This is a genomic window from Pseudarthrobacter sp. NIBRBAC000502771 (genome assembly GCF_006517215.1).
GTDB lineage: Bacteria > Actinomycetota > Actinomycetes > Actinomycetales > Micrococcaceae > Arthrobacter > Arthrobacter niigatensis.
This window is the reverse complement of record NZ_CP041187.1, coordinates 3,606,900-3,629,488: the sequence shown is the minus strand read 5'-3', so window position 1 is coordinate 3,629,488 and position 22,589 is coordinate 3,606,900. Positions and strand designations below refer to the sequence as shown.

The following is a 22,589-nucleotide window of genomic DNA, read 5'->3' as shown; positions in this document are numbered from 1 at the left end:
AACGAGCAGCCGTGTTCCTCACCTCCCCTCCCAATCTGCGGTAGGTCCACAGCTCCGGGATTGCGTCATGCCAAGGAATGTCCGAGCTGACGGATAGAGTAGCCACATCTGAGCAAGGAGGAGCCGCATGGCGCTGACTACATCTCTGGCGGGGCGCGTCCGGAATACGAGCCTGCCGAAGAGCCATGCGCTCCTGCCTCTCCTGGAGGCTGTCGTCAACGGCGTCCAGGCCCTTGACGCGCGCTTCGGCGACGCAATCGAGCGGGGGCGTCTGACGGTCAAGGTCCGGCGCAGCCCGCAGGACGATCTGGGCTTCGGCTCAGCCGGTCCCGGCCGTGCGCTGAATCCGATCGTCGGCTTCAGCATCGAGGACAACGGTGTCGGCTTCACCCCGGAGAACATGGCCTCATTCGAAACCTTGGACAGCGACTACAAGGCTGGGATCGGTTGCCGTGGCGTCGGACGTCTGCTCTGGCTCAAGGCATTCGACAGGGTCTCGATCCGCAGCGCCTACGAAGACGGTGCAGCAGGGATGCTCCGTGGACGTCAGTTCAGATTCTCCATCGAGCGGGAGGTAGAGCATGTCGAGGACCCGGATGGATTCGAGGACACCGGCACGGTAGTGCTCTTGGACGGATTCAAGGATGCGTTTCAGCGAAACGCGCCGAAGACCGTCGACGCCATCGCCCGGGAAGTGTTCGAGCACTGCATCTGGTACTTCCTCCGGCCGGGCGGTGCGCCGGAGGTCACGATCGTCGAAGACGATGAGGCCGTGTCGCTCAAGGAGTTGATGGACGACTTCGTGTACTCCGAGATGCCGACGACCACGATCGACGTCAAGGGCGAGAAGTTCGACATGGTCAATCTGTGCCTCAAGTCGTCCACACGGAACCCTGCGCCGAAGCTCTATTGGTGTGCCGCGAGCCGCGTGGTCCTGGAGGAGAACATCACAAGCAAGGTACCCGGGCTCTACGGCAGGCTCAAGGACGAGACATCCGCCGAGTTCACGTACGTTTGCTATCTGTCCTCCGATTACCTTGATGCTCATGTTCGCTCGGATCGAACTGCCTTCGACATCAGTGAACGGGTCGCGGGCACGCCTCTGGTGGACGATATTTCGCTGGACGATATCCGCGCTGGGGTGCTGCAAGAAGTGGAGAAAATCCTCGCCGCTCCGCTCACCGCAGCCCGTAAAGAGGGCGCGGCCCGGGTCAACGACTTCGTGAGCAATCGTGCGCCGCGGTACAGGCCAGTTCTGACTCGACTTGAGTCACTGGGCGTTACAGTCGACCCATCCATAAAGGATCAGGACCTGGAGCTTCTTCTCCACAGAAACCTGCAGAAACTCGAAGCCGACGCCATCGCCGAGGGCCAGGTTGTGTTCGCTGAAGTTGGCTCCGTGCCTATGGAGAACTACGAGGAACGCCTCACCCACTACCTTGACACGGTTACTGAGATCAACCAGTCAGACTTGGCCGCGTACGTGTTTCGACGGCGTACGATCCTCGACATCCTCGCCCGCCTGATCAGGTCCGACGAACAGGGCAAATACAGGAGAGAGGACGTTATCCACTCGCTGCTTATCCCTATGCGGACCACCTCGAACGAGATCGGGACCGACGCCTCAAACCTGTGGATTATCGATGAGCGGCTTGCGTTTCACGACTACCTCGCCTCTGACAAAACGCTCAAGAGCATGCCGATCACCGGGTCCGATTCCATGAAGGAACCGGATGTGATCGCGACTCGGCTTGTTGACACTCCGGTACTTGCGGCAGAGGGGGAGAAGCTCCCGCTGCCGTCGATTGTCGTGATTGAAATCAAGCGGCCGATGCGCAACGACGCTTCGGAGGACAAAGACCCGATCCAGCAGTGCCTGGACTACGTCAAACGTGTACGCGCCGGCGGGGTTAAGACAGCATCCGGACGCCCGATCCCTGAGACACCGGAGCTGCCCGCGTTCTGCTACGTCGTCGCAGATCTTACGCCGACGATGATCGACCGGTGCAAGTATGCGGGCCTGCGCCCGACCCACGACGGCCTCGGTTATTTCGGCTTCAACGAACCGTATAAGGCTTACATCGAGGTCATGAACTTTGACCGGCTCGTCAACGCGGCCACTGAACGGAACAGGGCATTCTTCGACAAGCTGGGCTTGCCCTCTAGCTAGCGCGCACGTTTTCGTATCGTCCCAGTCCGCGCAACTGATTTGGCCATTGTCGCCGAGGTGCTCCCGGTGCAAGGCAGAAGAAAATTCCCCACGTGCGCATCGTGGAGAGGCATGGGGGATATGGTGCCAACCTGTTAGCCGAACGAGAAACCATCAGCTGGAACTGCGCAGGACCTGGCTTTTGTTCAAAGCTACGTTTTCGGGATGATGTCCGGCCTGTTCCTAGACTTGGGTGACGCTGTGGACGAGCATTGAATAATGAGCGTCGGCGAGACTGCCCCGGTCGACGACCAGACACGTGAAACCGGAAAACTGCTGAAGCGAGTACCTGGGCGGGCGCGGCCCCAGAAGGAGGCGCTCCGGGAGTTCGAGAAGGCTGTGGCCGAGCTACGGCAGCGGTACCAGCCGGTGTTCTGGCCTCTCTTCGTCCCAGAACCCAAGGACATGTTTCGCTGGCGCGTCCAGTTGGAGTGCGGATGTACACGCGAGGTCTACACGCACGGAGAGGACAAGTATCCGGACGATCGCAGCTACCTCGACCTCATCACCCGATGCAGGCTTCCCTCAGGAGAGTACTGGTGCACGACCGACCACGGGCGTACCCAGAAGCCATATCGCGACATCGTCGAGTGGGTTGATCGGAAGGTCACGGAGTTCCCGGCTGATCCCGAGGAACCGGAGTACGACTGGATGGATGCTGAAGACTGGGCGAAGATTCGGAAACCCGAGCCGCACTCGTCGGCGTTTTGGCGGGTCAAGCTCGCCTGCGGGCACTACGCGCAGGTCTGCACCGACGTGGACTGGAAGCCTGAGAACGGGCCCAGGCTGGTGTCCGAGGAGCGCATAGAGGAGATCCGCCGCGACTTCGAGGAAAGCTGGGCCGCGGAAGGGCACACTGGTTGGCCACACGAGGGCCCCGAGCGAGACCACATCCGGAAGATGATCGACCTGCGCTGGCCGCGCCCCGAACCAGAGAGAGACTGCTTCACGTGTACGCACGTCCGGCGGATCACTGGCTACCAGCGGATCGGCTGGCTAGTCTCGAAGACGAGTCCGGCACCGGCCCCGTCGCCAAACATCGACCGGAAGAAGATTGCGGCCCGACTTGCCGCGGCCGAGGCCGAGGTCCAGCGGCTGCGTAAGCAACTCGATAACCCAGACGATGCCTGAATCCGCATTCTGATCCCCATCGTCGCTGCTGGATCGGATCCTAGCTTCCACAACGCTCACGTGGCCGCTTTCCACGACGATGCCGCAGTTGTTACGGCACGGCCTGCTTGCGCTGCTCCAGTCGTTTTCGCTGGCCGTACCGTGTCATGCCCCGAGGCTTGTAGATGGCCAGGGCGGTTGTCAGAAGCAACACCAGGAGGCCACCGCCGGTGTGCAGCAGGGTAGAGGGAAAGCCCAAGCCGGACATCGCCTGGTTTGCCGCCGTGCCCGCTACTGTGCTGATCGTCTGGGTGTACAGCACCAGCACGACGGTCGCGATGAGCGTGAGGACGAGCTTGAAGAGCACCCAGTAATGCCGGAACAGACCCCACACCGTTCCGAGCGCGAGAATGAGGCCGGTCAGCAGGGAGGCGAAGGCCAGCGGAACGAGCAGGGACCAAACGGACGCCTGCAGGGCCAGCCAGAGGACGCGTCCCAGCTGAGGGTCCGGCCCGGGCAGGGCCGCAATGTCGAGGACGACGAAAACAGCGACAGCTCCGGTCCAGCCTACTGAGGACATGACATGCAGGGTCAGCACAAATTTCCGGGTCGCGGATGTCAGGAGCATCGGAGGCTCACATCTGGCCGCCGTCATGGCGGAACGCGGGCGGGTCAGGCTGGCTTTGCACAGCAGCGGGGGGTGAGACGGGTGCGGCAATGCCGAATCCGTGTCTGGCGGGGCCGTGCTGACCCCCGGTGAGCAGCATGACGGCAATGACGACAAGGATCAGGATGCCCGCAACGATCGCGGAGACTTTGACCCAGCGGGGCGGACCGGTCAGAGTCTCTCTGTCGCGTTCTGTGCCCATTTCTGGGCGGTTTCGCTCGTTTGTCATGTCGTTTCTCCCGTGCAGTCGTTAGCCATAGCGGCCGCTTCTTATAAGACAGTATGTATCGTACCCGTCAAGATGTCCAAGGCGCGACGAAGCGTATAATTCAGGAATGCCGAAACTCTGGAACCAGACCATCGAGACGCACCGGAGCGCGGTCCGGGCCGCCATCCTGGACACCACAGCTGCTTTGGTGGGGGAGCAGGGGCTGGCCTCGGTGACGATGTCGCAGATTGCCCAGTCAGCCGGGATCGGGCGGGCTACTCTGTACAAGTATTTTCCCGATGTTGACGCCATTCTCGACGCCTGGCACGAGCGCCAGGTCCAGGCACACCTGGAACAACTGGCCCACGTCCGGCACAGCGCCGACGGCCCTGAGCGGCAGCTCGAAGCCGTTCTCCAGACCTACGCCATGATTTCCTACTCGCGCCATGGCGGGGCAGAGGCGGCGCGGCTGCACCAGGGCCAACATGTGAGCCGCGCTCAGCAGCACCTCAACGACTTCCTCGCTGACCTGCTGCGCGAGGGCGCAGAGGCGGGGGTCTTCCGTGACGATGTCGCTCCCGACGAGCTCGCCGGGTACTGCCTGCACGCCTTGGAGGCGGCAGCCGGGCTGACCTCCCGCGAAGCCGCCCACCGGCTTGTTAGAGTCACGATGAGTGGACTGCGGCCACCGGCGGGAACACCGCATCTCCGGCCGGAGGAGATCGGCTAGCAGATAGATCAGCCAGCCGGCAGCGGGCGGCGGCCCGGTGTCTCACCCCACCGCAGTCAGGAGTGCGGCGCAGGCGTCTTCGCAGCGGCGGCAGACCTCGGCGCAGATCCTGCAGTGTTCGTGCATGCCGGCGTGCTGCTCGCACTCTTCGGCGCAGGCGGCGCAGGCGGCCCGGCAGGCTTCAAGCAACGCACTCGTAATGGCTGTATTGGTGGAGGTTTGGCGGGTCAGGATGTTGCCGGTAGCGGCGCAAATGTCGGAGCAGTCCAGATCCATGCGGATACAGGCTGCAAGGTCGGCGACCATCTTTTCGCCCAGGCAGGCGTCAGCGCAGGCCGTGCAGGCCTGCGCACATTCAAAGCAGGCTCCGATGCACTCGGCCAGCTTGTCCTGATCAAGAGTGCCGACCCCCTTAGGGTGGGCACCGAGCATCGCACTGATGTGATGAGTCATGATGCAGCTCCTGTCACTGCGGCCGGGCCATTGCCGGCCGTCACGCCCCACCCTAGACCCGCCGCGGTCACGCCGTCAGCCTCTCTCGCTGGCACCACCAGGCGACAGGCGTTCTAGCGAAGGATCAACTTGGCCAGCACGACGAAGAGTCCAGGCAGGAAGAGCACCAGGCGAAGGAACGATCCGACTGCTTCGGCGGCCCTGACCTGTTCCGGCTCTGCCGGCACCGCGGTGTCGTACAGTGCTGCTGCGATCCGAAGCTGGTAGCTCAGGACCTCCTGGCGGAAGATGAACCACACGACGGCGAGGACCATCATGGCAAAGCCGAGTTCCACGGTGATGCCGGACACCGCGGAGGGCGAGGTGCCGATTCCGTAGACCACGGCGATGTAAAGACCGGCCGCGGCCACGGCCACGCAGCTTGCAAGTCCCCAGCGGTGGCGCACCCCTTTAGCTGCTGTCTGGTCCTGCCGGTTCGCCCCGGCGCGCGGTCGGTCGGCCGCGGTCCGGATGCCGCCTCTGGTCAGGGCAATCCCCGCTGCGATGGCGGCCGCAACGATGGCCACACCGAACAGGAGCAGGAACGGGTCACGCATGGTCAGGCCCTCCTGTCCCGGCTGCCCTGGGGCCGGGCATCGGACGGCTTCCTGGGAGGCAGCTAGGATCTGCGCTTTCAGTGCCATGTGGTGCGCCCATGCTCGTAGACATCGCGGCTGCGCAGCGCTGCCTGGCGGGAGACTTCGGCGAGGCGGACGCGTCCCGCCGCCCGGTACAGGTCACTGGCCCATTCGAACTCGGCGGCGGCATCCCCGTACCGTGCCTCGTCGAAAAGGCGTCTGCCGATGTGGTGGCGGACCAGAGCCTCTCTGGTGCCCGTGGCCGCCAACCGCAGCGCTTCCTCCTGCAGTCGGGCGACGTCTCCCCACCGGTACCGGCGTTGGTGGGCATGGGCGAGGACCAGCAGCGGTTTAAAGCAGTCTTCAGAGCTCTCCAGCAGCTGGTGGCCCTCTTCCAGGGCCTCCTCGTGCCGGTCCAGCAGTGACAGAATCCACACACGCTCCAGCATGGGGCAGTCCCCGAGCCGGGCTTCCACAGCGTCCCGGTCCACGATGACATCGCGCAACGTGGCGGGATCTGTGCGCCAAATATCGCCGCCCGCCGTCACTCCACCATGCCTACGGTCCCGGGAGCGGCCGGACTCTGGGCTGTCCGGTGCCACATCATCCGTTGGCCCCTCCGGTGCAGGGAGCACCGGGTTCCGGTGCCTTGGGTGACTGGGCATAGGCGGCGATGAAGGCCGTAAGGCGGGAGTCGCTGGCTTCCTGCACCGCCAGTTGCGCGCCCCAGGCTGTCGCCGTGACGGGCGCTTTCTGTTCCTTGTCGGGGCTGAGCAGGACATAGGGCTTCCCTTGGGCCAGATCGGTGAGCTCGGTGACCTCGGCGGCCGGCAGGGCAGGGTTATAGGTCAGCCATACGGCGCCGTGTTCCAGGGAATGGACGGCGCGTTGTTCACTGATGGGTTCGGTGTAGACGCCGCAGTTCGTCCACGTGGCTGAGTGGTTCCCTCCCACGCCCGGCTGCTGGGGGTATGTGACGGCACCCTGGACATGATCGCTGGATAGCCCAGTGAAAGTCTGCAGACCTTCGATGGGTTTTTTGGCTGCCTCAGCGGCGGCCTTCCGTTCCCGAATGGAGCCGGTGACGGCAACGGCGACGACGACGATAGCAGCCAGCACCAAGCCGAAGCTGCCGTAAAGGAGGATGCTCCATCGGCGCTGTTTGGCTTTTTGCTTGGCCCGGACAGCGGCAACGATCGCCTGATGTTCTGCACGTCGTTCTCTGGCGTTGCTCATGCGGATGCTCCTTTGCGATGCTGGGCGGAATCCTCCGAATTATCGGCGTCCGCCTTGCCGACGGAAGAACGGGGACGTGACCTGAGGCGCTGGAAGAAATCTGTTGATGCCGAGGATTGCATGGGGATCCGTCATTTGATGTAGGAGAAGAGGGCCATCATGCCCCGTTCTGCGTGGTAGGCGTTGTGGCAGTGCGCGAGCCATTGGCCGGGGTTGTCGGCGTCAAAGATGACGGTGACGGTCTGCTTGGGCAGGACAATGACAGTGTCTTTACGGGCCCAGTCGAGGCCGACCTGGAAGGTATGCCCATGGAGGAGGTGCATGGGGTGCCACATGTCGCTGTCGTTAATGAATTTGACCTAAACTCCGTTCCCCCGTCCTGACCTTGAAGGGCTTGTCGAAGGGCTTTTTCATATCGAAGCGGTGCCCGTTGATATCTGCCTTCATGCCCTCGAAGCGGCCGCCGGTCTGACATCGCCGGAGGCCGTTCACCGGCTGGTCAAAGTGACCTTGGCCGGGCTCCGCCCGGTGCCCTGAGCAGGAAACGTTTCCTTGGGACCTGCGCCTGTCGGCAGCCCGGGACCGGCCGCCGCGGTCCACCCCGGGGCTGTCAGTCTGGGCTCCGATCAAAAGTGCCACAGGCGCACCGGTACATCAGCACGCCCCCAGATAGCTCAGGGGCGTGACTGACCAATGCCTCCGGGAAGAGAAGTGCAGGCATTTTGTCGGCTGGGACCAGACGCATAGGCTCACCGCAATGCATGTGGGTGATCAGCATTCGCCGCAGTTGCGGGTCGTCGACTGTGCTCCCGGACGGGGCAGCTATCCCGGCCAGGGTGCTGCCGGCGGGTGGGATGGACCCTTGACTCGGGGCTGAGGACTGCCTGGGTTTCATTTATTCCTTTCGACGGACGATGGCGCCACGGTCGAAGAGATCCGTGGCGCTGGTCGCGCCCATACGCGGATTAACGATTCGACTGGCATTTTCATCCCCTGGATGCTCCGGTGGCAGTGCTCAGGGACGCATTGGGGTTGCCTTAAGTCCGGGATGCTGCAGGGCAGGCCTTCCCGCGGGTGCCGGAAGGCGTTGGATCTCCGGTCACCGTTGGGTAGGGCCCTGGGGCAGGGTCAGCCGAGCGAGCTGAGAAGGTCGTTGCATGCCTTTTCGCAACGGCGGCATGCCTCGGCACAGAGCCGGCAGTGTTCATGCATGCCTGCGTGTTGTTCGCATTCCTCGGCGCAGGCTTTGCACGCTGTGGCACAGGCCTGGAGCACCGCGCGGGTGACGTTGGCATCAAAGGCGGTGTGGCGGGAGAGGACGTTTGCCGTGACCGCGCAGATGTCTGCACAGTCAAGATCGGTGCGGATGCATTTGGTCAACTCGGCGACCATGTCTTCGCCGAGGCAGGCATCAGCGCAGGCGGTACAGGCCTGTGAGCAGTCAAAGCACGCTGCAATGCATTCGGCGAGCATGTGCTGATCGATGCCGCCAAGATCCTTCGGGTAGGCATCGAGCATCTTGTGGGTGCTTCCGTGTGTCATTTCTTTCTCTCTTTCCAATACTGAACGGGAGGAACCTGGTGCGGAGACCGGCTGATGTTTCTGATGTGCCGGCTGTTTGGCTGATGTTCTCTCTCGGGCCTCCTTCTGATCGCTGAAGGCAGGACCCAAAGGGCGGCCGCACGCGGTGTTTACGCCAGCCTGGTCGAAGGGTGCCACTTGCAGGCCCTATGGCCTGGCGTTCGCGCGGCCGGACGTGGAGAACGTGCCCTTTTATGTCCGACTGACAGACAGTTGAGTTAGGGTTAGCGCCTGCCGGCTCAGCGGTGCTTGGGGCCTGTTAGCGATGTGGGATGCCGGGGGCCGGGCGCGCGGACCCGCGAAATCAGGGAGGAGCACTCCGGGCCTTGGCTGCGCCGCGTCGGTCACAGCAACGGGCCACGACCGTGGACTGACTGACCGGGTGTCTCCGGCCTCGTGGCACCCGCTGCGCGGGACCCCGCGGAGCACGTCGGAGGCGGATTGGGCTCCGACCGGCGTCACTCTGTCCGAACGTCCCCGAGGATTCTCCTGTCCCCCGGGGATCAAAGTCTGGCGCTGGCGCTGTGCGGCGGAGTAAGGGCTAGGGTCGGACACCCCCACCACGTGGGCCTGCCCATTACAGAAGGCAACTGGCCCGGCCACTAGGAGGACGATCACGAGGCAGGAAAGGACAGCCCGCAGCGCCGCAAGCCTGCGGACCAGCAGTGGAGGCGTCGAACGTTGAAGGGCCATCTGGTCTCTCCTGGGGGCAAGTCTCGCCCAGCGTATCCTTCCGGTGCCCCGCCAGTCACCATCCCTGCCCCCTTAAGCCCGGAGCGCCTTTGATAACGGATTTGTAACCTACGCCGACGCTTCGCTAGAGTCGTACCAACACATACCCCCAACGGGTATGGATGTGACCGCTTCGCCAAACCCCGCCGGCGGTCCGTGATCCTGATCTTTCTCAGGCGGGGGCGGAGGACCCACATACGGTGTGCCATGGTGCACCTTGGGGTGAAGCCGACCCTGTGACCACGCGTCCCAATCGCGTCCTGCAGGGCAGCCGGACAGTCCACTCGTCCGAATCCGACAGCTAACTTCGCCGGCGCCGAGAGGACCGCTATCTTGTCTGCCCAGCCAAAACACGGCCGTCGCCGCGCACTTCCGGCCGCTGCCTCAGCACGCCGCCCGCCGTTCTTCCGTGAACCCACGTTCCGGCTCCGCAGCCAGCAGTTCGGCCTAACAGCAGCCGTCACGGGAATGATCGCCCTCACTGCCCTGTCCGCGGCGCAGGCAGACCCCGGCAGCCGCGCTGCGGCCCAGCCCCGGCCAGCCGCCGTGGCAGCCCCGGCCCCGGAAACGGCGGTCACGGCAGCAGCCGACACTGTCCTCACATTTGACCGCCCGGAGGTGACCTCCCAGCCAGCGCCTGCGCCCGCTGCGCCGGCGCAGCCCGCAGGGGCGGTCAAAGCACCCGAGGTCGCCCACGCCCCGGCATCCCCTTCCAAGGGGTTGCGTGCCCCGCTCGCGTCGATTAACGTCAGCTCCCCCTTCGGCTTCAGAACCAGCCCGATCACCGGGGCCGCCGCGGAGCTGCACACCGGAATCGATTTGACCGGTGCGTGCACGACGGCGGTCTTCGCCGCCGGTTCCGGCGCCGTCACCGAGGCCGGCTGGAGTCCGTACGGCAGCGGCAACCGGATCGTCGTCGATCACGGCAACGGACTGAAGACCACCTACAACCACCTGTCCACTATCGGTGTCTCGGTCGGGCAGTCCGTGGCTCAGGGCCAGCAGATTGCAGGGGTAGGCACAACCGGTGCCTCCACCGGCTGCCACCTTCACTTCGAGGTCATGGTCAACGGCCAGACCGTCGACCCGGCTGCCTTCATCTAAGAGGTAGATGGCTGCGCTGACTGCTGTGAAAAGCGGCAGCCGCGCAATGAAGCGGTACAGTAGCGGGTGCGTCCTGCACCCTGTTTCTCTGCGGTCCTGACGGACCGCGCTCAGCGGGCTCGGGCGGATTACGCACGAGGGCCATCTGCGGGCGCCCACACAACGAGCCGGACAAAGGACTATACAGTGCAAATCCCAATTGTTGCCGCGGGTCTTTACGCCTTGGCTACGACGCCGGCCCCGGCTCCAGGCAACGAGGGTCTGAGGCCAGGGCTGGACGCGGATCAGGTAACTCCCGGATTCCTGGGTTTCGCGATGACGGCGTTCATGGTCATCGGAGTTGTCCTGCTCATGGTTTCCATGACCAGACGAATCCGGCGTGTACGTTACCGAGCGCAGTTCGAGCAAGGAAGCGAACCCGTTTCGGAAGAAACGGATGATGCCCGCAGCCAGCCTGGGGTCAACGAAACCGAGGCGACCAACGGAAGCGGACCGGGCGGTGAGGGCCCCGGACGGGGATGAGCCCGCGGCTCCCGCGGCAGGCCGTGTCGCCCAGGTACCCGGTTGGGTGGTTCCTCGCTCAGCACATGGCCGTGAAGGCCATGGCGGGCGTAGCCCCGGCCGGGGGAACTGAGTGCCTGTTGGTGCTTGGCCTCACTTTGCCGTAGTGACGATCAGGACAAGACGGCCAGCATGATGTCTGCGCCCAGAATCAGGGTGCACACCACAATGGTCAGTGTTCGCCCCCGCCGTGTGCGGGACTCCACCCGCAACGGGAAGAGCAACTGCCGGCCCAGGGTGTAGACCATGATGGAGCCGACGAAGACCAGCCCGGGAATGCTCGGTGGCCCTGCCAGCGTCACGGCCAGCGTTCCGAGGCCGATCAGCAATGACAGAAACGCCTCATAGAGCTGGACAGGGTACCTAAGCCGTCCTACCCGACGGTCCGAGGACCATAGCCCCCATCGCGAGGCGGTGGGGCGCCCGTAACAGCACCCGCTAAAGAAACATCCGGTCCGACCCAGGGTCATGCCGAAGAAGAGTCCGACCGCCGTCGCGTCCAGGATCCGGCCCGTCGGCAATCCAACGACCAGCGACCCGACGATGATGGTGGCCAGCGCACCGGCCAGGAACCCCTGGATGCACGCACCGGTTTTGAAGAACCCGCTCAGCGGCTGGCGGTTCAGGGCAAGCGACCAGAGCCGGGCACACACCCCGCCAACCGCGTTGGCCAGTACGGTGAGCCACACAGGAACTGCCGGGTCAATGCCCTGCCTGGTCAGGAACAGGGCCTGAACGAGAATAGCCAGGACCGCGCCCAGACCCAGTAGTACAGGCCAGGACCAGGCGTGGACGCCGGGCCCCTGGGCGAGGGCGTGAAACCTGGTATGAACCGAGGCTCGCTGCGGCAGGCATCCACTAAGAGCTGCGGCGCGACGCCGAGGGTCACTGTCGTTACGGGGGACCGGCGTCGCGGTGACATTCCATACCCCGCCGGTGATTCCGGATATGCGGGAGGTGACGGCGATCCGCCCGGTTCCCGGCTTGATCGAGTCGACATCTTCATACACTTCGAATCGTTCCGGCGGCGCCCCGACGCCTCCATCGGCCCGGTTACCGAAAAACCGGACAGAGAGATCATTCGGCCCCTCCCATGCGGCGGTGTCGAGCCAATACGTGGCGACCAGCCCCTGCGGCTCAAGCGGGTCGAAGAGCTTGGTACTGCGGCCTGTTTCTTTGGTGAGTGAGTGCGCGGTCGGGGCTGGCTGCGCTGCGGCAGATGGGCGGCGCGGGCCGGGACGTGCCGGGGTATGCCTGGCCGGGGAGTGCCCGGGTCTTTTCGGGGCCGGCCTCCGCCGTTTCTTAGTCATCGTGAATATGTCCTTCTGTGATGCGACCGCAGGGGATCAGAAAAGCGGTGAGATACGGTCGGAACGATTGGACAGTTGTCCGGCGTCCACAGGGCTTTCCGTCCCTCCTGGGGACGTCGTGCCGCGGTGGGGTCGATTTGGAATGCAAGGCTCATTCGGCAGGGCTGGAGATTTCCTGTTCTGTGCTACCGGGCTCATTGACGGCACGGGAAGCGGGACCGAGCACGAAAACCGTGGCAAATGAGGCCAGGGCGGCGACAATCACAACTCCTGTCAGCATCTCCAGGGACCACAGGACGCTCCGTGCCATGTTTGTTGCCAGGAGCTGGCCCGGCCAAACCAGCAGGGGCAGCAACGAAGCCAGCACAAGCTCCTGTGGGCGAAGCGGGACGCTGAGCCGCCGCAATGCAAAAAGAACGACATCGAGGAGCGCTCCGGCCGCCAGGGCTGCGATCACCGTGCCCATGTTGCGAAAATCCCCAAGGACGGCAGCCAGCAGGGCTACCGAGGTCACCACGATCAGTGCCGTCCCCGGCCTCGCGAGCCGGAAACGAATCAAATACGCCAGGGGAACGACGAGGATCAGCGAGGTCAGCACGTAACTTGCCAGACCCGCCGACGCTAAACCTTCCGCAATGTTGTGCGCATCAGTACCCTCAGGTGCGTGCCCGACGGCGACGGTCGCTGAATCCGTGATGAATCCGGAGAGAAAGCTCAGAGCGAACGCCGCGATGCCGGCGATCCCCAACACACCCAGCGTCGGCGCCAAGCGCCCGCTCATCGACAAGGGGAGGGCCCGAAGACGGAACGCCCGGACCGGACCTGACAGCAGGAGGGCACCACCCATGAACAGCAAAAGATGCGTCGGACTCAGCAGCGCGTCGAGTCCGAATTCCACCCCGAAGATCTGATGCCAGACCATGTCCAAAACGCCGCTCACCGCGAACAGTGCGGCACCGACAGCGGCCAGTCCATAGCCGGCGGGGAGGCGGGCGGGGCGATCAAGCCTGTACCGTGTTGCGGTGCGTCTGCTGATGACAGCCAGCCACACGATGAGCAGCAGCAGCCCCCCGTACAGAAGTGCATGCCACGGGGTGAAAAAGGAGTCCGGAAGACCGAGAACGTGAGCGCGTCCATCCAGATAGACGGCCGTGACAACGGCGATGCCGAGAGCCGCCGCGATCAGGTCTTCGGCAGCGGTGCTGGCGGGCGTGTTCTTGTGCGGATCTGCTCCGGAGCGTTTCCCCGGCTGCAGAGGCTCAATTCGGGGGTTAGAAACCATACCGACCTCCGTGAGATGGATCCATGCGCTTCGCATGCGGTCGTTCCCGCCCCGACCCCGGTCGTTTGTGGAGTCTGGGCATTTGGGCTCTCGCGTCACGAAATGTGGCGTTCAATAAATCAAAAATATACCCCCGGGGGTATTTGTCAAGGGTGCAGCGGGTCTGCTCCGCGGCTGCCCGCATCCTCCGTTGTCATGGCCTTCGGAAGCCAGCCGCCACATCCGAGGCTCCGCGGCCTTCACGCCGCTTATTGCAGCCCCTGCCCTTGGTTCCGCGTCGGCCCGGCACCGTCGCTGAGGGGCTTGATTGAGGGGAACGTACTGGGTTATGGCCAGCAGGATGCCGCTGTCCTGGTCGTCCATTGGTGACGTTCTGGCCTGCCCGTTGCTGGCCTTCCAGTGCGTCCCCGAAGAACGAAGCGGTGGCCAGACCTGTGGTGTAGCCGACCACCCAGGTCGCGCCGTTGTTGTTCGATGTCCCGGTCTTCGCCGCCACGGGTATCTGGGATGGGATCTTCGGGTTGATATAGACTCCTGAGCCGCGTTTGAGCACGTCCTGGAGTACGTAGTTCATGCCCCTGGCAACGTCAGGTTTAACGGCTTCCCTGCAGGAGGCTTCCGGCACCGGAAGCTGGCTGCCGTCGGCCGCGGACACCGCCTGCAGCGCCCTCGGGGCGCAGTACTGACCGTTGTTTGCGAAGGTTGCAAACGCGCTGGCCATATTCAGCGGGGACACGCCAATGGCACCGAGCAGATTCCCGAGCTGGTGCATGTTGACGGGGGTGCCATCCAGACCGTTGCGGATTCCCACGGCGTCAACCACCTTCTGAATTCCGCAGAAGTCCAGCTGCGCCGCGGAGGCGAACGTGGCCGTATTGATCGAGTTGTAGAGGCCGTAGTTGACCGGCATCGAGCGGTAGTACCCGTCTTCAGCGTTCTGGAGGTCGTCGGTTGCGTCCAGTCCGGCGGCTTTTTGGGCCTTGCTGTATGCGCCCAGGACTTTACCGCAGGTGACGAAGTTTCCCTCACCACGCCTCCTGGAGTGGTGCCAGCTGGCAGCACGAGGATGCCGCTTCCGGCCCGACGGCTTGTCCTGATCGGCGCAGCCTGCATGCTCGTGGGGATTCTGGCAGGCCGGTTCATCTTTGGCGGCCTTGTCCTGGCTTCGGCAGGAACCGGGACCCTGGCCGTGGCGCTCTCCTACAGTGCCGGCCCCAGATGGTTCTCCCCATTGTCCTGGCTCGTCAGCAGCGCCGGTGCGATCTGGACAGCAGCAACGGCGGGGTACTGGTGGGTCATTACCGCGGCCGCTGACGCCTCTGCGGCCGCACCAGCCATCGCGCCGGCCTTGTTCTACATCGGCCTCGGGGCACTCATCACCATGGCGGCCGGCTGCTCGCAGCCATGATCCTGCGGACAGTCCGGAGCCGGGGAGCCAGTCCGGGCCTGGAGCTGACAGAGGAACCCGGGAAAGGACAAGGCTCCGCCGCTCAGCCGCAGCCTCACCAGGGCGAATGACAGTGGGCAGGACGTGCGACACGCTTGCTTAACGGGGCTGGGCACAACACAGCCCCGACAGCCGTCAGTGCGGGAAGGGATCCCTTGAGCCGTAGAGTTCACTGCGTGAGGTTGAACTACTGATGGGCCACGGACACACCCACTCTCTTACCGAGACGGATCCGTCATCGGAGGCGGTGGCCCTGAGGCGTCGGGCAAACCGGCTGCTTTTCGCCGTCCTGGTACCACTGGCTCTGCTGACGTTGGCCGCCATGATCCTGATGTGGCCCTCCGGGGGCAGAGAAGGCCTCACCCTTGCCAACCCGTACGCCGGTGCGCCCGGCGCTACCTTTGAGACCGGCAAGATCCAGCGCGTGGTTCAGGAAAGCTGTACCCAGGAAGCAGACCCGGATGCCGGCGGACAGGGTGCATCCGAATGTGTCTTTGCGTTTACCGAGCCGGATAAAGGTGGCAGCCCGGTCAAGGTGATTATTAACCCTGACGTCGCGAAGTCCCATGGGGTAAAGGCCGGAGACAACATCAGCTACGTGGATTTGACGGCATCCGTAGGTGCCGGCGCCGGGCAGCAGGCCACACCCCGGTTCATTTTTGTCGACTTCGTCCGTACCGTGCCGATTTTTCTGCTGGCCGTCCTGTATTCCGTCGTGGTCGTCGCCGTGGCTCGCTGGCGCGGGCTCCGGGCTCTGGTTGGACTGGTGGGCGCATTCGCCGTGCTGGCCGGGTTCATGCTCCCCGGCCTGGTGGAAGGCAAACCCCCGCTGCTGATCGCAGTCGTAGGGTCGACCGTGATCATGATCGGCATGCTGTATTTCGCGCACGGGTTCTCCGCGCGAACATCCACCGCACTTCTGGGCACCATGTTCGGGCTGGGCGTCACCGCGCTGCTGGCGGCCTGGACAACGGACGCGGCGAATCTGTCAGGTCGCGGAAGCTTCGAGGCCGCCACCTTGGCCAACATATCGGGCGACATCTCGATCTCCGGCATCGTTCTGTGCGGACTGATCATTTCCGGGCTTGGCGTGCTCAACGACGTCACCATCACCCAATCGTCCGCGGTATGGGAACTCTACGAACTGGCTCCGGAAACCTCCGCCCGCAAGCTCTTCAGCTCCGCAATGCGGATCGGACGCGATCACATTGCCTCCACCGTCTATACGATTGCGTTCGCCTACGCAGGCGCCGCCCTTCCCATCATGATCATAGTGATGCTCTACAGCCGCCCCCTGGGCGAGGCGCTGACCAGCACCGAGATGTCGGAGGAGGTGGTCAGAACCCTGGTCGGCTCCGTGGGGCTGGTGCTCGCCATCCCTGTCACGAGCTTCATCGCCGTCCTGGTTGTCAAAGCAACAGGGCCCCGGCGATCCTTCCCTTGGGCCCGTTCCGCAGGTGCGAACGCTTCCCGAATTACAGGTGTCGACACAATCCTTTCCAGGGGCAGGGACCAGCTGCCGACAAATGCACCGTTGAAGTCCAAACCGGATGCGAGATAGACGCAAGGGCACTTCCATTGAGAACAGATGTCGCGACGGTGCGGATAGGCTTCCCTGACGGCCCAGACCGCGGCGCTGCGAGACTAGTCTGCTGAACGCAGCAACAGCCGGGGATGTGGCTGCTGCCTAGCTTCCGCATTTTGTGTCGTATCCCTGTCCGTCTTGGCCGGGCCGGCTGCTGGCGGACCGGGATGCAGGTAATTCAGGTGAATTCGTAGCCTGGTTGGGAGCACCTGGTATGTACGCGTGATTGTCAATAGTGCGTGGGGAAGCGTTCGCGCCCAAGTGGCTGGGACCGCTTCATTTGGTGAGGGACAAGGGCCGGGTTGTCCTGGTGCTCACCCCTTGTGGGCCGGGCCTGGCAGTGTCCAGCCTGTCGTTGGCAACAGGCCGCGGCACGCAGAGACATGCGCGGGTTGGTCACCGCAGGACGATGTGTTCGACTGGAGATTACAGCCGACGTCGAGCCTGATGAGCAAAGAGGAAATGTATGAGGCCCTGCGTCATACACGCCCACTGCATCAGCGACGTTCAGTTTCCGGAGGACACGTTGGATCTGCTGCATACCAGCGGGGTGGCCGTGGCGGTCATCGGGCTGTGCCTCCTGATAGGGAGGCTCGGGGACCGGCTGGGCGCGGATCTGCTGCTGCCGCTTCGCGGCGCCGGGGCGATGACGCTGACCCTTTACACGGTGCACGTGGCCGTGGTGGCGTCGTTTCATCCCCAGCCGCTGCCGCCGGGATGGACCGAGGAAGGAATGTACTACACCCAGGCCACGCTGGTCGTGCTGATAGGAATGGTCTTTGCGCTCCTGAAGACCCGTGGTCCCCTCGAATGGCTGGGTCATGCAGCCAACCACGAGGGACGCAACGATCCGGACAGGCTCCGCTAGAAGACATGACCATGAGATTGGTTGCCGAAGGTTGCCAGTAACGTGGCAGGCTGCGCACTCCGCGGCCAGCTCCAGCGGCTGGCATTCAGCCGGGTAGCTGACCTGCACGTCCACTATCTGCCTACAGCGGCCTTAAGGAACCCGGGAAGCGATAGCCCGTTTCGGCCGAAGGCTGCACCCCATCGAGCAGCTTGCCTGAACCCTGACCTAAACGCCCACGAATGTCAGACAACTCGAACAACTGAACCCACTGCCTTCCTTGATACCCCACCCGACGAGGATCGCCGGGTGGGGTATCGTCGATCGATCAAAATAACGCAACTCAGGATGGGCCGATGTTGTCCTTCGCTGTCTATGGGTAGTGGAAACGTCGTCGAGCATGCTGGCGCTCGGGGAAGGCCTTCCAGGCTTCGGCGCAGGAATCCGCTCCGGTCATCCCTAGCTGGGAGGGGAGGCCGCGGGTCGTCGGAATTCGGGGGGAAGGGCGGAATCGGCTTTGGCTGCGGACTCCGGGGCGCACCGCTCCAGGGCGTTCCTGGCCACCAGCAGCAGTCCCACGGGTCCTCCGGTTTCGTCGTCGATGGGGAAACGCGCGTCCGGGTAGCGGCGGGAGAACTCGACCATCATCTCGACGTCCTGGTCCAGCTTTTGCCGGGTCGTCTCGTCGATTCCGGCCTGGCACTGGGAGGCAAGTTCGTGCAGGGCGTCGTGGACCCGGTCTACTTCCGCAGATGGCACAGGGGAGCCGGTGGCGGGTTCGGTGATTCCGGGATTGGGGCCGGTGGAGGCCGGACGAGGCCCGGCCAGCAGCATGCCGGTCAGCAGCGCGCCGAGGATCAAGGCGGGCAGGCAGAGGACGATGATTCCGGCGAGAGCGACAGGGCGCCCTCCTGCCCGGCGAAATGAGCGGGTCCACGCCAGGAACCTGCTCATCAACGGCCCGGGATGAGTCGGCATCTGCTCAGGTCCACCTTCCACAAAAACGTCCCCCCACTTTACCCGCTCCACGGCTGCGCCGCTCACGGGAGAAACAGGAGAAGTCCGGCGATGACGTGGACGAGCGGTCCGCAGCCCCTGGATGACGTCGATGTCGAACAGCGCCTGGCGTGCAGGTCCCGCTTTCCTCCGGCGTGTTCAGTTCACGGGGTGCTCCGGGAGCCTAGCGGTCGCTGAAGGCCTTGGCTATGCTGGCCCGGAGGTGTTCGACCCGGAAGAGCCGGGATCCGGTGTATGGGCTGAGTCCCCGGTTCCGCCTGGCGGCCTCCGGGCGGTGGCGGCATCCCCCTTTGCCCGCCACTCGTTGCCGGTTCCGCGGACCCGGGTACCTTGGCCTGCAGCACGTCGCCCTTGTGGCGGACCGACGCAGCACTTGCCCCCAAAGGCCGGGGCTGCGGAGAACTCGAAGTCGAACTAATCGAAAGGCGGCAAAAGTGACCCACGCAAGCGTACACACCATGCTCGATACATACCCGAAGGACCTCGGCAACATCGACCAGCACAAGCTGGCCGAATGCATCGACACCTGCCTCGAATGCGCCCAGACCTGCACGGCCTGCGCGGACGCCTGTCTCAGCGAAGACATGGTCGCGGAACTGGCCAAATGTATCCGGACCAACCTTGACTGCGCCGACATCTGCCTCACGACCGGGAACATCCTCTTCCGCCATACCGGCTATGACGCGAACATCACCAGGGCCGTCCTGGAAGCCTGTCAGACCGTTTGCAGAGCGTGCGCGGACGAGTGCGAACGGCACGCCGGCATGCACGAGCATTGCCGGGTATGCGCCGAAGCGTGCCACCGCGGCGAGCAGGCGTGCGCGGAGCTCCTGGCCTCGCTCGGCTGAAGCATGCGGAACGGGTCCGGACTGCAGGGACAGGCGCCCTTGCCATCCGGATCCGGCGTCCGTCCCCCGGCCTTAGCAGTTCCGCAGGGTCCTGGCCCTCGCATTGTCCTCCGGGCAGTTGCTGACTCCGTGGTGCCCGTGGGGTTTGGCGGTGCTCCAACGCCGCCTCCCGTACCGCTTGTGGGGCCAGACCCGGGTCGTCGTCGATGGTGCCGGGGCTATAGCGGGATCGGGCAGGTCGGTGCTGCAACTCTGGGGGACGGTGGGCTGCCGTTGTACTCCGCGGCGTGCGGGTACTGTGGGCTTCTACGCCGGAAGTGCTTGCCGTCGGGCCTTCCAGCGCCTCCACAGCCGTGACTGGCCGCGCTCTGAGGCACCCATGATCCGCGCCGCGATGGCCCAATACGCGATGCCTGCGGCCACGGACAGCACCAGGGCCAGTTCCGGCTGGCCCTCCTTGAAGTCCGGGAACACCACCCAGTGGGTCACGTAGATGTACAGCGACGCGCTGGCAACCACTCCCACAGCACGGTGAAGAACCCTAGGCAACGGGATGGCCGGAATCCACGTGACCATTAGGATGCCCGCCAGGATGGTTGCTTCGCGCCAGGGGTCCCCGAAGTAGCCTGGCAGGGTCAGCGCCGCCAGGATGGAAAGCGCCAGGCGCTGCGGCCACGTCCGGGCCCGGGCAATCGCCCAGCCCAGGGCGAAGAGCCACAGCACGGGGCGCGTGTGCAGGATGTCCAACGGCACCAGGTTGTAGCGGAACACCAGCCCGAGGCCCACGAGTGCCAGGGGAAACGCCAGCGGGAAGCGTTTCTCCGCGCGGTGCGCCCAGGGGATGGACAACAGCGCGATCATGCCCACCAGGACGTACACCAGCACCTCGATGAACCAGAAGTGCCAGGCGTCAGTCCATCCCGCGGGCCCAATCATCGTGTTAAGCAGAAAAAGGTTGGCGATAGTGTAGTGGAACTTGTCGCCGGACAGCAGCATCACCGCGCCGATGAACGCCACCGTGGGCAGCACCACCCTGGCCAGGCTGCGGAGTTGGCGCCGGAACCGGGGAAGCCGCTCGCCGCCCAGTTGGAAGCGCGCGAAGTTGTATCCCGCCACCGCCACCAGGACATGGGCCGTGCCGGGCCAGCGGATCAGGTCGATGTGGGTGCTGATGATGGTCAGGATCGCGACCGCCCGCAGCACGATGCTGGTCTCGAGCGGCGCGATGATCCGCCTGAGCCTGCGTTTGGGCTGGCTTGGCCGGCGCGGCGTAAGGTCTTTGATGGGCGTCACGTGCCAGTTGGCCGGCAGATGGCCCAAAGCCCGCTCCAGCCGGAGCGACGCCGCCACGTAGGACAGCGAGTCGCCGCCCAGCGAGACGAACGTATCGTCGTCGCCGATGTCCTCACGCTCCAGGGCGTCGGCGAAAATCCGCTTCACGTCCCCGGGCGGGCCGCCCGCGGCAGGGTCCCTGCCGTCGCCGGCAGTTCCGCTCCCGTCCGCGACGGCGGTGCCAGCTGCCCCGGTGCCGCCCACACCGGTGCTTGACCCCGGAATGAGGGCTGCAGGCAACTTCGTGCTTCCGGGAGACGCAGCAGCGAGGGTAAGGACGGCGGGATAGTCGGTCTTGCCGGTCGCCAGGCGGGGCAGTTCGGCGACGGCGTGAACTGTGACAGCAGGGCGCGGCAGGCCCAGCTCCTGCGCGAGCATTTTGGCGAGCATCCGACCGTCGTGGGTTCCTTCGACGGCAGCCACGAGCTGGGAGTCCGTCCCGGTGCAGGCTGCACTGATGCCCAGGCCGGCGAGGACCTTTTCCACCTGGCCGAGGTCGATCCGCAGGCCCACGATTTTAACGAAGCGGCTGCGCCTGCCCACCACCTCGAACAATCCGTTGGAGTGCTGCCGGGCGAGGTCACCTGTGCGGAGCTCCCGGACGGTCCGACCCAGGGCCAGGTCCGCGGGCTCCTGGGCGTAGCCGAGCATCACGTTGGGCCCGCTGTAGACAAGCTCGCCGGGCCCTGGTCCGGGGTCAATCGGGCCTCCAAGGTCATCCGGGCCGGGGACAGGGTCGATCCGGAACTCTCCTCCGGGAACCGGGATGCCGATGGTTCCGGGGTTCTCCTCGGCCAGGTGCGGTGGCAGGTAGGCCATCCGGGCCGTGGCCTCGGTCTGTCCGTACATGATGAACAGGTCCCAGCCCTTGCTGCGGCCCAGCCGTGCGTAGCGGGTAACGGCCTCCGGCGCCAAGCGTCCGCCCGCTTGCGTGATGTAGCGCAGGGTGGGCAGGTCCCGGCTAGCGAAGCCCGCACGGTCGAGCAATTCGAAGGTGTAGGGCACGGCCGCAAAGGACGTGGCGCCGCGGTGCTGGAACAGCTGCCAGAAGCACTCATCCACCACGGACAGGCCGGTCAGCACCAACGCCGCGCCGCGAAGCAGATGGCTGTTGATGACCGAGAGCCCGTAGCAGTAGTACATGGGCAGCGTGGTCATGGCCCGGTCATCGGGGGTGATGCCCAGGTACTCGGCAATGGACTCGGCGTTGGACTGAAGGTTGCTGTGCGAGAGCCGCACCAGCTTGGGTGATCCCGTGGAGCCGGACGTGCTGATCAGCAAGGCCAGGTCCGGGTGCAGCTCGTGGATGGTCGCGGCCCGGATCTCCTCCAGCTGCAGCGCACCGGTCCCGTTCGCGCCGGGCGCAGGACGGATGACGACATCGGGATCGTAGGCGGCCACGAGCGAGGAGAGGGCGGCCGGGTTGTCCGCCGGGGCCAGGAGCAACGGATGACCGCTGGAGAGCGCGGCCAGGTAGGCCACCAGGGTGTCGATGCTGTTGTCGGCGGCGAGCACGACCAGCCGCCGGAAGGTGCCCAGACGGTGCGCGAAATCCTGCACCCGTCCGTCCAGTTCACTGTAGCTGACGGCCCGGGAACCTGTGAGGATGGCGGGTCGGTCACCATGGCGGGCAAGCCCCGCGGCAAAGGTAACCCCCGTGATTTCAAGGGGGAGAGTCACTGCGCCACCATAGAGGGAAGGCTTGCCTAACTT

General features: G+C 64.6%; 20 protein-coding genes, 1 pseudogene and 1 riboswitch. Of the genes and pseudogenes, 8 read left to right on the top strand and 13 right to left on the bottom strand.

The window, feature by feature from the left end; all coding sequences use genetic code 11:
* Window positions 1-127: 127 nt before the first annotated feature.
* Both NIBR502771_RS16925 and NIBR502771_RS16920 read left to right on the top strand, forming a co-directional pair.
* Window positions 128-2,170, top strand: coding sequence for an ATP-binding protein (locus NIBR502771_RS16925; protein WP_109864163.1), 2,043 nt, complete (start codon window positions 128-130; stop codon window positions 2,168-2,170).
* Between the two features lie 258 nt (window positions 2,171-2,428).
* Window positions 2,429-3,340: a hypothetical protein gene (locus tag NIBR502771_RS16920; protein WP_141160733.1), complete on the top strand. Its 912-nt coding sequence runs from the start codon at window positions 2,429-2,431 to the stop codon at window positions 3,338-3,340.
* A 91-nt stretch (window positions 3,341-3,431) separates the two neighbouring features.
* Here the strand turns inward: NIBR502771_RS16920 and NIBR502771_RS16915 are convergent, their stop codons facing one another.
* Both NIBR502771_RS16915 and NIBR502771_RS16910 read right to left on the bottom strand, forming a co-directional pair.
* Window positions 3,432-3,899 (bottom strand): DUF2269 domain-containing protein, encoded by a 468-nt coding sequence (locus tag NIBR502771_RS16915; RefSeq protein WP_246839714.1) that lies wholly within the window; start codon window positions 3,897-3,899, stop codon window positions 3,432-3,434.
* Between the two features lie 55 nt (window positions 3,900-3,954).
* The gene (locus NIBR502771_RS16910) at window positions 3,955-4,215 is read right to left on the bottom strand and encodes a hypothetical protein (protein ID WP_109864160.1); all 261 of its coding nucleotides are present in this window, start codon (window positions 4,213-4,215) and stop codon (window positions 3,955-3,957) included.
* Between the two features lie 106 nt (window positions 4,216-4,321).
* Here NIBR502771_RS16910 and NIBR502771_RS16905 point away from each other — a divergent pair, with 106 nt between their 5' ends.
* Window positions 4,322-4,924 (top strand): TetR/AcrR family transcriptional regulator, encoded by a 603-nt coding sequence (locus tag NIBR502771_RS16905; protein WP_109864159.1) that lies wholly within the window; start codon window positions 4,322-4,324, stop codon window positions 4,922-4,924.
* Between the two features lie 42 nt (window positions 4,925-4,966).
* Here NIBR502771_RS16905 and NIBR502771_RS16900 read toward each other — a convergent pair whose 3' ends face one another.
* The 6 genes from NIBR502771_RS16900 to NIBR502771_RS16875 all read right to left on the bottom strand — a co-directional run bounded on the left by NIBR502771_RS16900 (window position 4,967) and on the right by NIBR502771_RS16875 (window position 8,772).
* Window positions 4,967-5,377, bottom strand: a complete 411-nt coding sequence (locus NIBR502771_RS16900; protein WP_109864158.1) for a four-helix bundle copper-binding protein — start codon at window positions 5,375-5,377, stop codon at window positions 4,967-4,969.
* Window positions 5,378-5,490: 113 nt separating this feature from the next.
* The gene (locus NIBR502771_RS16895) at window positions 5,491-5,973 is read right to left on the bottom strand and encodes a hypothetical protein (RefSeq protein ID WP_109864157.1); all 483 of its coding nucleotides are present in this window, start codon (window positions 5,971-5,973) and stop codon (window positions 5,491-5,493) included.
* Window positions 5,974-6,050: 77 nt separating this feature from the next.
* Complete coding sequence (locus NIBR502771_RS16890) at window positions 6,051-6,542, bottom strand: hypothetical protein (protein WP_240617872.1); 492 nt, start codon at window positions 6,540-6,542, stop codon at window positions 6,051-6,053.
* Between the two features lie 55 nt (window positions 6,543-6,597).
* Window positions 6,598-7,230 carry a DUF3105 domain-containing protein gene (locus NIBR502771_RS16885; RefSeq protein WP_141160731.1) on the bottom strand — a complete coding sequence of 211 codons (633 nt, stop codon included), beginning with the start codon at window positions 7,228-7,230 and terminating at the stop codon, window positions 6,598-6,600.
* A gap of 131 nt (window positions 7,231-7,361) precedes the next feature.
* The gene (locus tag NIBR502771_RS16880) at window positions 7,362-7,565 is read right to left on the bottom strand and encodes a multicopper oxidase domain-containing protein (RefSeq protein ID WP_240617871.1); all 204 of its coding nucleotides are present in this window, start codon (window positions 7,563-7,565) and stop codon (window positions 7,362-7,364) included.
* Between the two features lie 793 nt (window positions 7,566-8,358).
* Window positions 8,359-8,772 carry a four-helix bundle copper-binding protein gene (locus NIBR502771_RS16875; RefSeq protein ID WP_109864155.1) on the bottom strand — a complete coding sequence of 138 codons (414 nt, stop codon included), beginning with the start codon at window positions 8,770-8,772 and terminating at the stop codon, window positions 8,359-8,361.
* Window positions 8,773-9,667: 895 nt separating this feature from the next.
* Window positions 9,668-9,871: riboswitch (cyclic di-AMP (ydaO/yuaA leader) on the top strand.
* A gap of 5 nt (window positions 9,872-9,876) precedes the next feature.
* Between NIBR502771_RS16875 and NIBR502771_RS16870 the strand changes: the two genes are divergently transcribed.
* A complete protein-coding gene (locus tag NIBR502771_RS16870; RefSeq protein ID WP_240617870.1) occupies window positions 9,877-10,647 on the top strand; it encodes a M23 family metallopeptidase in 771 nt (256 codons plus the stop codon).
* A 674-nt stretch (window positions 10,648-11,321) separates the two neighbouring features.
* Here NIBR502771_RS16870 and NIBR502771_RS16860 read toward each other — a convergent pair.
* The 3 genes and pseudogenes from NIBR502771_RS16860 to NIBR502771_RS21040 form a co-directional block, all read right to left on the bottom strand.
* Window positions 11,322-12,518, bottom strand: a complete 1,197-nt coding sequence (locus NIBR502771_RS16860; protein WP_141160730.1) for a prolipoprotein diacylglyceryl transferase — start codon at window positions 12,516-12,518, stop codon at window positions 11,322-11,324.
* A 151-nt stretch (window positions 12,519-12,669) separates the two neighbouring features.
* Window positions 12,670-13,800 carry a hypothetical protein gene (locus NIBR502771_RS16855; RefSeq protein ID WP_109863962.1) on the bottom strand — a complete coding sequence of 377 codons (1,131 nt, stop codon included), beginning with the start codon at window positions 13,798-13,800 and terminating at the stop codon, window positions 12,670-12,672.
* Between the two features lie 193 nt (window positions 13,801-13,993).
* A pseudogene (locus tag NIBR502771_RS21040) lies at window positions 13,994-14,812 on the bottom strand (penicillin-binding transpeptidase domain-containing protein); the annotation flags it as partial.
* A gap of 54 nt (window positions 14,813-14,866) precedes the next feature.
* Here NIBR502771_RS21040 and NIBR502771_RS21035 point away from each other — a divergent pair.
* The 3 genes from NIBR502771_RS21035 to NIBR502771_RS16840 all read left to right on the top strand — a co-directional run bounded on the left by NIBR502771_RS21035 (window position 14,867) and on the right by NIBR502771_RS16840 (window position 17,700).
* Window positions 14,867-15,208: a hypothetical protein gene (locus tag NIBR502771_RS21035; protein WP_240617853.1), complete on the top strand. Its 342-nt coding sequence runs from the start codon at window positions 14,867-14,869 to the stop codon at window positions 15,206-15,208.
* A 232-nt stretch (window positions 15,209-15,440) separates the two neighbouring features.
* Window positions 15,441-16,808 (top strand): YibE/F family protein, encoded by a 1,368-nt coding sequence (locus tag NIBR502771_RS16845; RefSeq protein WP_109863960.1) that lies wholly within the window; start codon window positions 15,441-15,443, stop codon window positions 16,806-16,808.
* 550 nt (window positions 16,809-17,358) lie between these two features.
* Window positions 17,359-17,700, top strand: a complete 342-nt coding sequence (locus NIBR502771_RS16840) for a hypothetical protein (RefSeq protein WP_347886651.1) — start codon at window positions 17,359-17,361, stop codon at window positions 17,698-17,700.
* Window positions 17,701-18,138: 438 nt separating this feature from the next.
* Here the strand turns inward: NIBR502771_RS16840 and NIBR502771_RS16835 are convergent, their stop codons facing one another.
* Window positions 18,139-18,657: a hypothetical protein gene (locus NIBR502771_RS16835; RefSeq protein WP_133247107.1), complete on the bottom strand. Its 519-nt coding sequence runs from the start codon at window positions 18,655-18,657 to the stop codon at window positions 18,139-18,141.
* 473 nt (window positions 18,658-19,130) lie between these two features.
* Between NIBR502771_RS16835 and NIBR502771_RS20755 the strand changes: the two genes are divergently transcribed.
* A complete protein-coding gene (locus tag NIBR502771_RS20755; RefSeq protein WP_165838076.1) occupies window positions 19,131-19,544 on the top strand; it encodes a four-helix bundle copper-binding protein in 414 nt (137 codons plus the stop codon).
* A gap of 306 nt (window positions 19,545-19,850) precedes the next feature.
* On the opposite strand, the gene NIBR502771_RS16830 is transcribed toward NIBR502771_RS20755, so the two are convergent.
* Entirely contained in the window at window positions 19,851-22,556 is a 2,706-nt protein-coding gene (locus NIBR502771_RS16830) for an AMP-binding protein (protein ID WP_141160729.1), read from the bottom strand.
* Window positions 22,557-22,589: the final 33 nt, after the last annotated feature.

What these genes read in the sequence shown, in the direction of transcription:
- NIBR502771_RS16910 (WP_109864160.1), bottom strand. Translation starts at nt 4,215, where the DNA reads ATGACAAACGAGCGAAACCGCCCAGAAATGGGCACAGAACGCGACAGA.
- NIBR502771_RS16860 (WP_141160730.1), bottom strand. Translation starts at nt 12,518, where the DNA reads ATGACTAAGAAACGGCGGAGGCCGGCCCCGAAAAGACCCGGGCACTCC.
- NIBR502771_RS16920 (WP_141160733.1), top strand. Translation starts at nt 2,429, where the DNA reads ATGAGCGTCGGCGAGACTGCCCCGGTCGACGACCAGACACGTGAAACC.
- NIBR502771_RS16900 (WP_109864158.1), bottom strand. Translation starts at nt 5,377, where the DNA reads ATGACTCATCACATCAGTGCGATGCTCGGTGCCCACCCTAAGGGGGTC.
- NIBR502771_RS16875 (WP_109864155.1), bottom strand. Translation starts at nt 8,772, where the DNA reads ATGACACACGGAAGCACCCACAAGATGCTCGATGCCTACCCGAAGGAT.
- NIBR502771_RS16835 (WP_133247107.1), bottom strand. Translation starts at nt 18,657, where the DNA reads ATGCCGACTCATCCCGGGCCGTTGATGAGCAGGTTCCTGGCGTGGACC.
- NIBR502771_RS21035 (WP_240617853.1), top strand. Translation starts at nt 14,867, where the DNA reads ATGCCGCTTCCGGCCCGACGGCTTGTCCTGATCGGCGCAGCCTGCATG.
- NIBR502771_RS16880 (WP_240617871.1), bottom strand. Translation starts at nt 7,565, where the DNA reads ATGTGGCACCCCATGCACCTCCTCCATGGGCATACCTTCCAGGTCGGC.
- NIBR502771_RS16895 (WP_109864157.1), bottom strand. Translation starts at nt 5,973, where the DNA reads ATGCGTGACCCGTTCCTGCTCCTGTTCGGTGTGGCCATCGTTGCGGCC.
- NIBR502771_RS16845 (WP_109863960.1), top strand. Translation starts at nt 15,441, where the DNA reads ATGGGCCACGGACACACCCACTCTCTTACCGAGACGGATCCGTCATCG.
- NIBR502771_RS16925 (WP_109864163.1), top strand. Translation starts at nt 128, where the DNA reads ATGGCGCTGACTACATCTCTGGCGGGGCGCGTCCGGAATACGAGCCTG.
- NIBR502771_RS16915 (WP_246839714.1), bottom strand. Translation starts at nt 3,899, where the DNA reads ATGTCCTCAGTAGGCTGGACCGGAGCTGTCGCTGTTTTCGTCGTCCTC.
- NIBR502771_RS16905 (WP_109864159.1), top strand. Translation starts at nt 4,322, where the DNA reads ATGCCGAAACTCTGGAACCAGACCATCGAGACGCACCGGAGCGCGGTC.
- NIBR502771_RS16885 (WP_141160731.1), bottom strand. Translation starts at nt 7,230, where the DNA reads ATGAGCAACGCCAGAGAACGACGTGCAGAACATCAGGCGATCGTTGCC.
- NIBR502771_RS16855 (WP_109863962.1), bottom strand. Translation starts at nt 13,800, where the DNA reads ATGGTTTCTAACCCCCGAATTGAGCCTCTGCAGCCGGGGAAACGCTCC.